Raw genomic sequence first — 14,357 nt, 5'->3', positions numbered from 1 at the left:
TATTAATTTTCAATTTTCACTATTGACATTTTATTGTTGTACGGTCTATTTCCTTTATTTTTTAGGGCATTATTTGCATCTTGAATATTATTGAATTTTTCATAGAATATGTAATACTTGCTAGTACTTACATCATGAAAGAAATCAATATCAGTTCTACCTGCAGAAACTACTTTTGTTACAAAGTCATTTCTTCTGGTTACATCGCTATGTACTGCTATAATTATATAATATCCGCTTTCTACGTTTTTTATATTTTTAAGGATAACTATACTATTACCTAAATCTTCACCTGAATCAAAATCTTCAGCTGTGTATGCAGTTTCATTTAAGGATGTTGTTTTCTTAATATTTTGCAATAAAGAGCGGTCTTGGTTATACCTGTCTTCTTCACTGTTAAAAGCAGCACGTTTAATACGTCTTCTTTTTTCGAATTCTGTTGCTATTCTTATTGTTTCTAGCCTAGCATCTAATTCTATTTTAGCATCAATTGCTTTTTGTTGTTCTGACTTTAATTTATCTATTTCATTTTTGTAAAATAAATTAACTTCATCTAATGCGTATTCATCAATTTCTGATCGTTCATTATATAATTCTTTTAATTCATCTATTTTATCATTTCTAGAGTTGATAACTTTTTCTAAGTCTTTCATAACAGCACTAAGTTCATTGTTTTCTGCTGTAACACTTTTAAAGGGTCTAGGTTCTACCGTAATACCTTGATCACCTAGATCATTTTCTTCTTTAAGACTTTTAAGATCTTCATTTTTAATATCAACAATTTCATTAAATCTTTTTAATAGTTCATTCTGTGATTCTTTAGAATTTTCTGTTGAATTTGCAATATTTTTCATTGACTTAGCAAGTTCATCAGTTGCTTCTACAGTTAGATTTTCATCGATTTGAGATTCTGCAATTGCTTCGGCTTCTTCCTTAGCTTTTTGTTCAGCGATTAGTTTAGCTTTTGCTTCAGCTTCTTCTTTAGCTTTTTGTTCAGCGATTAGTTTTGCTTTTGCTTCAGTTTCTTCCTTAGCTTTTTGTTCAGCGATTAGTATAGCTTTTGCTTCGGCTTCTTCTTTAGCTTTTTGTTCAGCAATTAGTTTAGCTTTTGCTTCAGCTTCTTCTTTAGCTTTTTGTTCAGCAATTAGTTGTGCTTTTGCTTCGGCTTCTTCTTTAGCTTTTTGTTCAGCAATTAGTTTAGCTTTTGCTTCGGCTTCTTCTTTAGCTTTTTGTTCAGCGATTAGTTTTGCTTTTGCTTCGGCTTCTTCTTTAGCTTTTTGTTCAGCATTTAGTTTTGCTTTTGCTTCAGCTTCTTCTTTAGCTTTTTGTTCAGCAATTAATTTAGCTTTTGCTTCGGCTTCTTCTTTAGCTTTTTGTTCTGCAATAACTTTAGCTTTTGCTTCAGCTTCTTCTCTAGCAGCTAAGGCTTTCTTCTTTTCTTCAGCTTTTTTAGCTTTCGCTTCCTCTGATTTAGCTTTTAAAATTTTACGCCTCTTATTATCATTTTCTAAAATACCTGTTAGCTCATCTTGTGGACTATAATCATAATAATTATTATTTTCAAAACGATAGGCAATAGTGAAGTCGTGAGAATTTCCTAAAACATTTAACTTTCCTATGGCATTTTCAAAATTATATTCTAATGCTATATTTTTGGTTATATTAAGACCTACACCTGCAGAAGCACCATAAACTGAATTATATCCACCTTGAAACCAGAATCCTTTAGGAACAGTAATCATTGCTAAAGCAGAAATAATGGTTTTGTCTTCGTAAATTTCTGATTTTAACAATCCTGTAAATTTGCTTTCATCAAAAAAGCCTTTGCTATCCATATAGCCAGTATACATAATATGACCGACAAGACTCTGTTCTGGATTTACATCAACTACAGAAGATGTTTTAAAGTTATACATTACCATATTGTTAATGGATAACCCAAAATCTAAATATTCTAACCCAAAATTTATTCCTGGATTTATAGTTAATAAAGTATGTTCTGGTACATTTTGTAAGGATGGATCGTCGAAGTTTGTAACTACGTCTGCTGTGTTTATTCCACTTTTATAAGCACCTACATTTAAACCAAACGTAAGGTTGTTAACGCTACCAACTCTAGCATTGTATGCAAAGTTAAGCATACCACCAAATGTAGTTAACACACCATAATTTTGCTTAAAAACGCCAATACCAGCACCAATATTTTCTGCAAACCTTCCAGAATAACTACCGAAGTAGGTGAGTGGTGCATTTTCAAATTGTACCCATTCTCTTTTATTATTAAAACTAATGGTTTTAGATTGTTCTCTTACAAAACTAAATGTTGGATTAATATTAAATCTGTTAAAAGTTAAAGAATTTCTGGCAGGAATATTTAATGAAACGACACCGTCAGCATCTTCTTCTTGCGAATAGATATTCTGTAAAGAACAAATACATAATAATAAGAGTAAAAATCTTTTCATATTATTTTACTACGGTTATTGATCCTTTTTTTGTTTTTTTATCTTCAGTTGTAATGATGTAATAATATACCTGGTTAACACTGCTAAGGTTTAAATCAACTTCAGGCCAATTATTTTGGTATGAAATAGTTTTTAAAACAATGTTACCTTTATTATCCATTATTATAACTTCTGTATTAGTATCTTCTATATGATATATCTGAGGAATTATCCAAGTATCATTAATGCCATCACCATTAGGACTGATAACATTAGGGATTTTATCTACATCTGGGAAAAAGTCTACAGATTCTTGTATTGTGAAATTATACTCTACAGAAATTACACATCCTGATGTTTCGGATATTACTACTGTGTAGTCACCAAACACATCAGTTTCATATGTAGGTCCTGTAACATTAGGTAATAAAACACCATCTAAATACCAAGAGTATTGTGGGCTAATGGCATTATCAATAATATTAATTTCTAAAGGATACCCTTCTAGTGTATCAATTATTTCTGGCACATCTATACTGCTCTCAAATAGTTGGCTTACTAAATCTATTGAACCATTTGCAGAGCAATCTCCTAAATCTACCTGAACAGAGAAGATTCCAGATTCATTTGTTTGATACATTTGCGAAGTGGCTCCTTCAATTAATTCACCATCTTTATACCATTGATATGTATTGCCAACCAAAGTGCTTAGTGTTGTAGTGCCTTCTCCAGGACAATATGGATTTCCTAAACTTGAGACTATTAATGCATTTGCTTCTCCAGAAGTCACTTCTATAATAGAAACTCTATTTGAAAAAGAATCTGAAGTACAGCTACCATAATCAGTTCTTGCAAAATATGTGCCTTCTGTCGTTACATTTAAGGTTTGACCTTCTGCTACATACTCAAAAGTTGTAGGGCTAGTTTCTCTATACCATTTAAAATTAAGATTAGGGTAAAGTAGAGGAGAGTCATTGTTTCCGGTACCAGGATTATCAATACTCAATACATAACTACCTCCAGTACAAAATGCGGCTGATGAAACTAAATGATTAATGCTAAAAGGAGAATCTTGAGGCTTGTAATAAGCCGCAAAAGCTTCTGAGCTAGAACTAGTTGCAATTGGAGCACTACTTACAATTCTAATTTTATAATTTTCTCCAGATGTATCCTCTGGTAAAGAGAATTCTAATGTTGCAGGAGAAGTTGTTATAGAACCAGGAGTAGATGAATAAATAATTACAGAATTAGTGAAATCACCTTCTGAATCGGATAATTCTACCGAAAATTTATTTGATGGATATAAACCTGTCTCTGGCGAAAAAATGAAAGTAGTACTAAATGAATTAAAGTTTTCATTTGCACATGCTTGCGTAAAACCAAGGTTTGGTGTACCAATAACTATTTGCGCGTTTAACCCTTGTTGCATAGATATAGCAACAAGGCAAAGTCCAAATAATAAACGTTTTAAATTATTAGTTATAAACATTAGGTTTGCTTTTGTTAATCTTTATTAATGATTTGTTGAGATATCATTTTTAATTTCTTTATTCATCATCTTGAATAATATCGTTAGACGCGATAATTTTATTAATTCTTAATCTAAAATCTGGATACCTACTGTTATTTGCATCAATAAAAGTTTCAGAATCTGGACCCTTAGAATATACGTTGTTAAAAGCTCTACTACCATACCAACTTTCTAAGTCGTCGTTGTTTTGGTAGTTTTTTCTAAAAATATTACCCTCACAATTATTAAAATATGAATTTGTAAATTTTATTCTATCAAGATTTACACTGTTGATAGCCAGTTTGCTATCAAAATAAACGGCAGGTTTAAAACCTGATATTACACTTTTATTAATATGAAATGATACATCTTCTCCAATAAAAATAGCTTCTTGTACCAAACCAACATTAATATCTGATTTTAAATCATTACTCACATTAACTAATGTAAGATTCTCAGCATGTACATAAGTTAAATTCTTGTCTGCATCTGCATTTTCCTTTAAATCATAAGATTTAATATACATACATCTTGATCCATCTGCACTAGAAACATATGGAGATCGTATTGCTAAAGCATTTTTAATACTGCACTGAGCACCATAGTTAAAACTATAATCATTTCTACTAGATCGGTAAGAAACTGTATGAGATAAATTAGGATTGCCACCTAAAATATTAAAAGAGTTACCATCAGAATAACTAACCATTACATTTTTTATAATAGTTTGTTCTCCAATTGCAGCAATGGTGATTCCGTTATAATTTCCAAAATTTTTAGTTCTTTTTCCTGAATATTCTACTCTAACATATTCTAAATGACCAGAATCGCTTTCTATTTCGTCTCCACCATAACTAATATTTTCAGTTGAAGACGGGTTTAATCCGTAATTTATGGAACTAACATTTCCGAAAGTATTAATTGGAGCATTACCAAGAATAAAAATTCCGCCCCAATCTCCAGATTTTTTATCAGTTCTGCTCGAAGTAAAAATTATAGGGTCAGTTGGTGTACCAACCGCATTTATTTTAGATCCTCTACTAATGGTTAAAGAACCATTGGTTTCGTAATCTCCAAGAATTATTGTTCCAGGCTCTATAGTTAGTGTAGCATTGTTCATAACATAAACTTCACCTAGTAACAAATAAATATTTCTTTTGTTTAATGTTGTGTTTTCTGCAATATCTCCAGAAAGTATTTGAGTTGGCTCATCGTAGCTAGCTTTATTAGGCTTAAAGTCCGTCCAAGTATCTAACCAGTTTTCGTAACCAGTTATTCCTTTTTCTTGCTGTGCATTTATATTGATAAATACAAAAAAAACAATAATCGTAGTAAGAGTAATTTTTTTCATAATTAGGTAATTCTTTAATAGATTTAAGGGGCATTTTACTATTAGGCTCAAAAATAGAATAAAATTCCATGAAACACAAATAATATCGACAAAATACACAAAATTATATTGTTTGCATATTTTTTCTTACAATTAAAATGCTTTTGTATGGTTTATTTACTTTTAATAGATTAAAATGTAACGTGCTGTTTTTTAAATATATAAGCAAAAAAACCTTGACTTTTTAAAGTCAAGGCTTAAACACTATAATAAATAAAACTAACTAATCTTTTTTGTAATCTTCGTACGTATGTAATGCTTTTAAAGTAGATTCATAGAACAAGATTGCAGCAATTAAATCTGTTGTATCTGAATAAGGTAATATTGATTTTTGAAATTCAATTGTACTTTCAAAATAAGTTTCTGAAGCTTCAATATTATCTTCCAATGCTTTTTTGTTGTCTTTTGTTTCAGGAATCCCTAAAGATTCCATAGTTACTCCTGGTTTAGTAGCAAATGCAATATTTGGTAATATATTAACAATAACTTCTATTCGCTCTATATATAAAGTTAATAACTCACCTTTATCCATTTCTTTTAAATCTTCACGACTATGGTATTTAGAAATATTTACTTTACCACTAATAATGCTTTGAGATTCCTTATTTTTTTGAGCAAATCCCATTGTTATTATTAGTGAAAAAAGTACACTAAATAAAGTAAATTTTAGTTTCATAATTAGGCTTATTATTTATTCTTATTAAGGCAAATCTATACAATTATTTAAAAAAAACAATTAAAATGAAGGTTTTTTTATAAAATATTTATCGATTAAATATCAAAAATATTGGTTAAAGTGTTGATTTTGCTGATAAAACGCAGTTTTTATCGTTGAAATACAATTTTGTATTTAGAAATGAAATTCTAGCAGAATCAATAAATTTTTACAAAAATCTGCAAGAATTACATGCTTTTTTAATCTCCTAAAATGCATATTAATAGCCTTAAAATAGAATCAATAATTTTGAAAAAACAAGGACATATTTCAATCTAAAAGTTCATTTATTTAACTTTATTGATATAAATTTTTTTATCTTTTTTAAAGCGATTCAGTTTTTAATTTAAAGATTATTCATGTAAAATAATGATTTCGAGATTCAAAATTTAAAATAGAATTAAATAAAAAATGGTCCTTCGTCGGAATTATAAGTTTTCAATTTCGGTTTATCGTAAAAATATCGCATTGATAAGATTTTTATGGGTTTGGTATTAAAATGTTTGAATTTTGATGTAATCTTAATCTACATTATTATGAAAAAGACATTTTCTTTAATTATTTTAATTTGTGTTCTAAGCACAAGCAATTTTATTTTTTCACAAGATTCTAGCTTAAAACTTCCTATTTATAATTATATAGAATCTAATTTGAGTAATATAGACACTATCCCAGATTTTGAATCTAAAGTAAATAAGCTTAAGCTTACTGGTGTTATTTATAAAAGTGATGGTATTACACCAGCTAAAGATGTTATACTTTACGTGGAACAACCAGATGAAAATGGTGATTTTGATTTAAGAGAAAATAATGATACTAACTATGTAAACCATAGAGGTTGGATAAAAACGGATGCAGATGGTCGCTATACATTTTATACATTTGTTCCAGGAGGTGATAGAAGATACAACCAATTACAACAATTGTATCCTATGATAAAAGAACCTTCTAGAGATGCATATGAAGTAGAAACTTTTTTATTTGATGAAGATCCATTGCTTACAAAAACTTGTAGAAAACGAATGGCAAAGAAAGGAGACCCAACTAGAATATTAAAATTAAATACGGAAGAAGGAATTCTTGTTGCTCACCGTGATATTGTTTTAAAAGCGGATTCATAAATTTAAGAGAAACTCATAAAATAATTTTGATTATAAACGTCCTAGATCTAATTCAGGACGTTTTTTTGTATGCTTAATTTAAAACTATTACTGTATATTTAGTTTTAGATCTAAGTAAATAGAATTTAAATAGTGAGTAAATTAGATACCAAATGAGTAAGCAAACGTTTCATTTAGGGCTTTCACTGGCAGGAGCAGTTTCAGCAGGAGCGTATACTGCAGGTTTTGTAGATTATCTTTTAGAAGCCTTATCAGAATGGGAAAAGGCAAAAGAAGAACAGACAAACAATCTTAAAAGTCAAATTCCTAATCACAATGTTGTATTAGATGCAATAGGTGGCGCCTCGGCAGGAGGTATGGTTGGTATGATTGCAACTTTGGCTATGTATGCTGGTAATTGGCAGCCTGTAAAGAAAGTATCTTATACCAAAACTGGCAATATTCTTTATGACAGTTGGGTCTTTTTAGATGATGATTTAAGTCTTTACAGTAAAGCTAAAAGCGGTAAATCTACGTTTGAAAAAATGCTAGATACCTCAGATATAAATCCTGAAGTTGGTACCGTTTCATTATTAAATTCTAACCCTATAGATGCTATTGCAGAACGTGTTTTTAATGAATTACCAAAAGATGCGAGTTTAGATAATTTTCCTAACTTTATGTCTAAAGATTTGAGGGTGCTTATAACGTTAACAAGTCTTAGACCTCTTGATTATAAAGTGAAATTAAGTAGAATTAAGTCTAAATTTTTAGATGCAACACCTTCTCATAGAGTTAGTAGCCATGATGTTGTAGCACATTTTAAGTTAAACTATAATGATACAATAGATAAAAATAAATATTTACCATTTCTTCCGCAACAACTAAAATCGAGAAATTTTCTTAAAAAAGTAACGAAAGCTACAGGCGCATTTCCTATTGGTTTAAAACCGCGATATTTTGATGAAGAATTTACCACAAGCTATTTAAATAACAGTTTAAAAGTTAGAAAATCTTTAGTAAAAGAAAAAGGCGTATTTATAGAACCAGAAATCACAGCTAATTTTCAATTTACAGCAATTGATGGAGGTACAATTAACAATGAACCTTTTGATGAGGTATTGCGTCACCTTATTAATAAACATGGACAGCCTAACACTGATAACCCAAAATTTGGGACTGTTTTAATAGATCCTTTTCCTAGTTTTTTTGATACTGATGCTACGGAAGACATAAATTATAATATTTCTAGTATTATAGGAATTTTAGGTGCGCTTGTACCTACAATACTTAATCAAGCTAGAAATAAACAAAGTGATACTTATGGTGTTGGTTTATTTAAGCTAATGTCTTTTCCAAGAAAATTAAAATCTGGTAAAATGGAAGTTAGAGATCATCCACCATTGGCAACTAGTGCTTTAGGAGGATTTGGTGGTTTTTTAGATATTAAATTTAGACAACATGATTTTTTTCTAGGAAGAGATAATGCACGTAATTTTCTTAGAGGTATACTTTTCTTAGAATGTGATAAGGACGACCCAAATAACTTATTTTATGGTGTAAGTGACGAAGCTATTGCTATGTTTAAGAAAAATGTAGAGCAAAAGGATGGAAGTGTTAAAATGTATATGCCAATTATTCCTGATTTGAGTAAAATAGAAGGTGACACCAATCCTACAAAATATGAAGTAGAAGACTTCCCTAAATTTGATTCAGAAACTTTTAAAAGTTTAAAAAAACCTATAAAGAAAAGAGTAAAGGCAATATTAAAAGCAGAATTAAAAGGAAAGGTAAAACGTTGGTGGTTAAAACCTATAATTGCAGCTTTTAGAGGACTAATTGCTTCTAAAATTACAAATTGGGTAATTGAACAGGTTGAAGCAGATTTTAAACACAGAAAAATGTAAAAATTAATTATAAATAAAGAAAAAAAATAGCTCTAAAAATAGAGCTATTTTTTTTTTTAATACTATGAGTACAGTTTATTGTACTAAATCAAAAGCTTGTTTAGCTATTTCTAATTCTTCGTTAGTAGGAATTACTAATATTTTGGTTTTAGCATCTTTTACATTAATTTCTCTTACTTCTTTAGATCTTACATCATTTTTATCAAGATCTAGTTGTATGCCAAAATAATCCATGTTCTCACAAACCTTTTCTCTCATATAATTTGAGTTTTCACCAATACCAGCAGTAAATACAATGGCATCTAAGCCATTCATTGCAGCAGTATATGCACCAATATATTTTTTAATACGGTAGGCGTTCATTTCTAAAGCCAATTTGCAATCTTCATTTCCTTTTTCGGCTTGTGATTCAATATCTCTTAAATCACTATAACCTGTAAGGCCAAACATACCACTTTCTTTAGTTAGCATGGTTTTTACTTTATCTAAACTGTAACCCAAAGTATCTACTAAATAAAACACAATTGCGTGATCAATATCACCACTTCTTGTACCCATAATTAAACCATTAGATGGTGTAAACCCAAGGTTGTGGTCTATACTTTTACCGTTTTCTACAGCTGTCATACTGCAACCATTACCTAAGTGAATAGTAATAATTTTAGACGTGTCTAGTTTTAGGTAATTCAGTGCTTTAGTGGTAACAAATTTATGACTAGTTCCATGAAAACCATAGACTTGAATACCATGTTCTTTATATAAAGTATTCGGAATAGCATACTTTTTAGCTTTTTCTGGTAATGTCTGAAAAAATGCTGTATCAAAAATAGCAGCTTGTTTTGCATTAGGAAAAAGTTGTTCTGCAACCCTAATTCCTTCTAAATTATTAGGATTGTGTAAAGGAGCTAACGCTGAATATTCCTCAATTTTATGTTTTACATCGTTGGTAATTAATGTAGTGTTAGAAAAAGAGTTTCCACCATGTACTACACGATGACCCACTATTTCAATTTCGTCTGTATTTGTAATAACACCTTTTTCTGCATCTAATAATAAATCTACAACCAGTTTTAACCCTTCGTTATGATTTTTTATAGAATGTATTTCTTTGGTGTCTATTTTATTTGTTTCATAATTAATAATTGCATCTTTTTGACCTATGCGTTCTACCAATCCGCTACAAACTAATGTTTCGGATGGCATTTGAATTAATTGAAATTTTATGGAAGAACTTCCAGAATTAATAACTAATATGTTCATTTTTCTTATTTTAAAAATCTTGTGCTTGAATAACGGTTACAATAACAGTGTTAAAAATGTCTTCTGTAGTACAACCTCTACTTAAATCGTTAACTGGTTTGTTAAGGCCTTGTATAATTGGTCCTATGGCTAAAGCTTTAGTTTCTCTTTGTACGGCTTTATAAGTATTGTTTCCTGTATTTAAATCAGGGAAAATAAAGACATTTGCTTGTCCGGCAACTTCAGAATCTGGTAATTTAGTTTTACCAACATTCATGTCTACGGCAGCATCATATTGTATTGGTCCTTCAACTTTTAATTCTGGACTCTTAGTTTTTATAAGTTCTGTAGCTGCTCTAACTTTTTCTACATCTTCTCCAACACCAGACGTACCAGAAGAGTAAGAAAGCATAGCTACTTTAGGGTCTATCCCAAAAGCAATACTTGTTTTTGCTGAAGAAATAGCAATTTCTGATAATTGCTCTGCTGTTGGATTAGGATTAATAGCACAATCACCATAAACGGAAACTCTATCTTCTAAGCACATAAAAAATACTGAAGAAACTATAGACGTTTCTGGTTTAGTTTTTATAAACTGAAGAGCTGGTCTAATAGTATGTTGTGTAGTATGTACAGCTCCAGAAACCATTCCGTCTGCATCACCTTTATGCACCATCATAGTTCCAAAATAAGAAACATCTTCCATTAAATCTTGAGCCATTGCTAAATTTACGTTTTTATGCTTACGTAATTCATAAAGGGTTTCAGAATAAGATTCAAAAAGTGGTGATTCTATTGGGTTTATAATATTTACTAAATTTAAATCTAAGGCTAAATCTAGGTTTACAAGTTTCTCTTCAATTAGTTTTTTATCACCAAGCAAAGTAATTTCTACTGCATCTAAATCTACAAGTTGTTTAGTTGCTCTTAAAACACGTTCGTCTAAGCCTTCTGGTAAAACAATATGTTTTTTATTAGATTTAGCTTGTTTTAATAAGTTGTATTGAAACATTCTTGGGGTAACACTTTTTGTTTCAAACGTTATTAATCGTTCTACAAGATCATCTACATTAACATGTTTTTCAAAATCATTTATTGAGGTTAAAATTTTCTCAGTATTTTCTGCATAAATTTGAGATTTAATTTCACCAATTTGATTGGTTACAGAATAGGTACCTCTTGGTGCTGAGATAATTGGTACAATTTCAGAAAGTCCTTCAATAAGTTTAATAATTGGTTCCTCTGGTGTTAATCCACCAGTAAGTACAATACCAGAAATAGAAGGATAATTATCGGATAAATTGGCCTGCAAACCACCTAAAATAATATCAGCTCTGTCACCTGGTGTAATTATTAATGCATTTTCCTTTAAATGTGTTAAATAATTTCTAAGTTGCATAGCACCAACGCTAAAGTTACCAGCTTGGTTGTTGATATGCGCTTCTCCAAAAAGTACATCAGCATCTAAGGCATCAACAATTTCTTTAATTGATGGGTTAGATAATTTAGGGTTATTAGGAATTGCATTAACATTTATATTATAAGGTAAGTCCTTTTTTAATTCGGAAATTATAGATTCCTGGTTTTTTAGTTCTATTTTATTAGCTATAATAGACAAAACTTCTACGCCTTTATCTTTAAAGGAATCGTAAGCCATATGCAAATTACTAATAAGCTCTTCTGTTGTTTTACCTTTTCCACTTGCTAGAATAATAGCAGGTACACCAAGATTTTTTGCAATTAATACATTAATATCAAATTCAATTATAGAACCTTCTCCAACAAAACTGCTGCCTTCAACCAAAACAAAATCAAAACGTTCTTCAATTGTTTTAAATTTTTCAATTATTGTTCCGATGATTTCATCATCTTTATTCTCATTTTTCTTTCTGATAACTTCACTTCTTTTAAAAGCATAAGCATCTTCAAACTTTAAATCGAGATTAAAATAACTAATTACTGTATTTATATGATTATCTATTTCTCCTGGAGCAAGGTCGTCTATTATAGGTCTGAAGTAGCCTACTTTTGCTGCTTTACCTAGTAATAATTGCATTAATCCTAAAGAAATAATTGATTTTCCACTGTCGGGTTCCGTAGTCGTTATGTAAACGGCTTTGTTGGTAAGTTTTTGATTCATTTTTAAAATTGAAACTTAGATTTTCTGTTTTGCTTGAAATAATAATGGGACAAAAATAACTATTAGAAAATAGTAATAAGTTGATTTTTGTCATGTAATTATAAAAAATACGGCCTTATTTAAGCCAATTAGTTGCTATTATCCTATAAATACTTTTATAAAAAAGTACTGATACTTGCTCGATACGTTTGGTAGGACAAAAACAAAATGTAAATTTGTAGCTGCAAATGGATTACAAATTAATGGCAATTTAAAAATGATAGTACAATTTTTTAAGAATTTATTTAAAGGTAATAAAGCAAGTGAAGTGAAGCAAGGAACTGTAAAGTTTTTCAATTATACTAAAGGGTTTGGCTTTATAAGCATTAATGATTCTGACGAAGAAATTTTTGTGCATACCACTAATTGCGTAGATAAAATTAAACAACACAATAAAGTTACGTTTCAGATAGAACAGGGTAAAAAAGGCCCAACTGCTGTAAATGTAAAGTTAGTATAGACTTATTTCGGTTAAAAGATTAAGTTTAAAAACTACCGATTCATTAAAACTGGACGTAAAATCTTCTGAATATCCATATTATTTTTTTGAGGAATTAAAAAGGTATTTAAATCGTCTATATGGTTAATTTGTTCATCCTTACTTATAAATCCGTAGCCTAGATATTCACCATCTTTAATCATTACAAAGGCTTCTTCATTATTGTTTCGGCCTTTTTCCTTTAAAATAACATTGTCTTTTTGATTAGACATATCGTGTATAGCTTCTAATACTCTGTTGTTATAGTTGTCTACTGTTTCTTGACCTCTGCAGATGCCAGAACAGTTAGTAATACTGTAATGAGAACATTCAGTCACAGCCTCTTGTAAATGACAATATTTAGGACATAAATTAAATTTTTCGCAATTTTTTTCTACATATGTCCTAACATCTCTAATATTAAACAATGTAATAATAGGATTAGGTACTAAGCGCGTTTTGTTACTTGCTAAATGTAGAATTCCATTTCGATCTTCATAAGAAAAAATTGAAAATGATTGAATAGTACGTTTAGCCACCTTATTATAAATAGGAAAGTGATGTTTTATAGCTGCATCTTCCATAAGTAAAGCGATAAGCTCACTACCTGAAGTTTCAAAATCTAAATCTCCTGTTTCTCTTACCATTTCTAAAGACTTTTTAGTCTTACTATAAAAATGACTGAGAACACGTTTTTTTATATTAATAGCTTTACCAACATAAATAACCTTCCCTTTTTTATTCTTAAAGTAATAAATACCAGCTGTGGTTGGTAAGGCTTCAAATTTTTCTTTCGGAAGGTTAGGAGGTAAGGTAGATTCTCTAGAATTCTTATTTAAAAATTCTTTAAAAACGTCTTCAGAATTGGGTTGTTGTAGTAATAATTCAAAAAGAATTACAGTAGCTTCAGCATCACCTCTTGCTCTGTGTCTATCTACTAAATTAATATCTAAAGCTTTGCAAATTTTTCCTAAACTGTAAGAACGATGACCAGGAATTAAACGTCTAGATAACCTAACGGTACATAGTTTTTTTCTTGTAAATTCTTGTCCGATGCGTTTAAATTCACCTTGTATTACGTTATAGTCAAAGTTAACATTGTGTGCTACAAATATGGTGTCTTCTGTAATTTTTAAGATATCCTCTGCAACATCTGCAAAGGTTGGCGCATTAGCCACCATATCAGAATCAATACCTGTTAATGCTGTAATGTGTTGTGGAATATAGGCTTCAGGGTTTATTAAAGATGTAAACTCGTCAATAACTTGATGACCATCAAATTTAAAAACAGAAATTTCGGTCATTCGATTGCTCTGACCTGTAGTTTCAACATCAATAATTGTATATATCATTCTTGCTTCTGGTACTTTTAATGATCTCAGTTATAATTTAGAG

General features: G+C 29.9%; 10 protein-coding genes. 3 read left to right on the top strand and 7 right to left on the bottom strand.

All coding sequences use genetic code 11. The annotated features are described in order from the left end of the window. Positions 1–2: 2 nt before the first annotated feature. The 4 genes from HNV10_RS10585 to HNV10_RS10570 form a co-directional block, all read right to left on the bottom strand. Entirely contained in the window at positions 3–2,465 is a 2,463-nt protein-coding gene (locus HNV10_RS10585) for a PorP/SprF family type IX secretion system membrane protein (RefSeq protein ID WP_173301321.1), read from the bottom strand. 1 nt (position 2,466) lies between these two features. Next, the gene (locus tag HNV10_RS10580) at positions 2,467–3,933 is read right to left on the bottom strand and encodes a T9SS type B sorting domain-containing protein (protein ID WP_173301320.1); all 1,467 of its coding nucleotides are present in this window, start codon (positions 3,931–3,933) and stop codon (positions 2,467–2,469) included. Positions 3,934–3,991: 58 nt separating this feature from the next. Next, complete coding sequence (locus HNV10_RS10575; protein ID WP_173301319.1) at positions 3,992–5,305, bottom strand: hypothetical protein; 1,314 nt, start codon at positions 5,303–5,305, stop codon at positions 3,992–3,994. A gap of 262 nt (positions 5,306–5,567) precedes the next feature. Continuing rightward, positions 5,568–6,020, bottom strand: coding sequence for a hypothetical protein (locus tag HNV10_RS10570; protein ID WP_173301318.1), 453 nt, complete (start codon positions 6,018–6,020; stop codon positions 5,568–5,570). 575 nt (positions 6,021–6,595) lie between these two features. Between HNV10_RS10570 and HNV10_RS10565 the strand changes: the two genes are divergently transcribed. Together HNV10_RS10565 and HNV10_RS10560 are read left to right on the top strand one after the other, a co-directional pair. After that, positions 6,596–7,180 (top strand): hypothetical protein, encoded by a 585-nt coding sequence (locus HNV10_RS10565; protein WP_173301317.1) that lies wholly within the window; start codon positions 6,596–6,598, stop codon positions 7,178–7,180. 152 nt (positions 7,181–7,332) lie between these two features. Beyond that, entirely contained in the window at positions 7,333–9,066 is a 1,734-nt protein-coding gene (locus HNV10_RS10560) for a patatin-like phospholipase family protein (RefSeq protein WP_173301316.1), read from the top strand. Positions 9,067–9,141: 75 nt separating this feature from the next. On the opposite strand, the gene HNV10_RS10555 is transcribed toward HNV10_RS10560, so the two are convergent. Further along, positions 9,142–10,326 carry an acetate/propionate family kinase gene (locus HNV10_RS10555; protein ID WP_173301315.1) on the bottom strand — a complete coding sequence of 395 codons (1,185 nt, stop codon included), beginning with the start codon at positions 10,324–10,326 and terminating at the stop codon, positions 9,142–9,144. 10 nt (positions 10,327–10,336) lie between these two features. After that, on the bottom strand, positions 10,337–12,445 hold the full coding sequence (gene pta, locus HNV10_RS10550; protein WP_173301314.1) for a phosphate acetyltransferase: 2,109 nt from the start codon (positions 12,443–12,445) through the stop codon (positions 10,337–10,339). A gap of 256 nt (positions 12,446–12,701) precedes the next feature. Here pta and HNV10_RS10545 point away from each other — a divergent pair, with 256 nt between their 5' ends. After that, a complete protein-coding gene (locus HNV10_RS10545; protein WP_173301313.1) occupies positions 12,702–12,944 on the top strand; it encodes a cold-shock protein in 243 nt (80 codons plus the stop codon). 32 nt (positions 12,945–12,976) lie between these two features. On the opposite strand, the gene HNV10_RS10540 is transcribed toward HNV10_RS10545, so the two are convergent. After that, positions 12,977–14,314: an exonuclease domain-containing protein gene (locus tag HNV10_RS10540; protein ID WP_173301312.1), complete on the bottom strand. Its 1,338-nt coding sequence runs from the start codon at positions 14,312–14,314 to the stop codon at positions 12,977–12,979. Positions 14,315–14,357 lie beyond the last annotated feature (43 nt).

It is taken from the genome of Winogradskyella litoriviva (assembly GCF_013249065.1).
GTDB classification, from domain to species: domain Bacteria; phylum Bacteroidota; class Bacteroidia; order Flavobacteriales; family Flavobacteriaceae; genus Winogradskyella; species Winogradskyella litoriviva.
Note: the sequence above shows the minus strand (reverse complement) of the source record. Positions and strands in the feature narration are given on the sequence as shown.

Coding starts and splice junctions, on each gene's coding strand:
- HNV10_RS10585 (WP_173301321.1), bottom strand. CDS start 2,465: ATGAAAAGATTTTTACTCTTATTATTATGTATTTGTTCTTTACAGAAT.
- HNV10_RS10580 (WP_173301320.1), bottom strand. CDS start 3,933: ATGTTTATAACTAATAATTTAAAACGTTTATTATTTGGACTTTGCCTT.
- HNV10_RS10575 (WP_173301319.1), bottom strand. CDS start 5,305: ATGAAAAAAATTACTCTTACTACGATTATTGTTTTTTTTGTATTTATC.
- HNV10_RS10570 (WP_173301318.1), bottom strand. CDS start 6,020: ATGAAACTAAAATTTACTTTATTTAGTGTACTTTTTTCACTAATAATA.
- HNV10_RS10565 (WP_173301317.1), top strand. CDS start 6,596: ATGAAAAAGACATTTTCTTTAATTATTTTAATTTGTGTTCTAAGCACA.
- HNV10_RS10560 (WP_173301316.1), top strand. CDS start 7,333: ATGAGTAAGCAAACGTTTCATTTAGGGCTTTCACTGGCAGGAGCAGTT.
- HNV10_RS10555 (WP_173301315.1), bottom strand. CDS start 10,326: ATGAACATATTAGTTATTAATTCTGGAAGTTCTTCCATAAAATTTCAA.
- pta (WP_173301314.1), bottom strand. CDS start 12,445: ATGAATCAAAAACTTACCAACAAAGCCGTTTACATAACGACTACGGAA.
- HNV10_RS10545 (WP_173301313.1), top strand. CDS start 12,702: ATGATAGTACAATTTTTTAAGAATTTATTTAAAGGTAATAAAGCAAGT.
- HNV10_RS10540 (WP_173301312.1), bottom strand. CDS start 14,314: ATGATATATACAATTATTGATGTTGAAACTACAGGTCAGAGCAATCGA.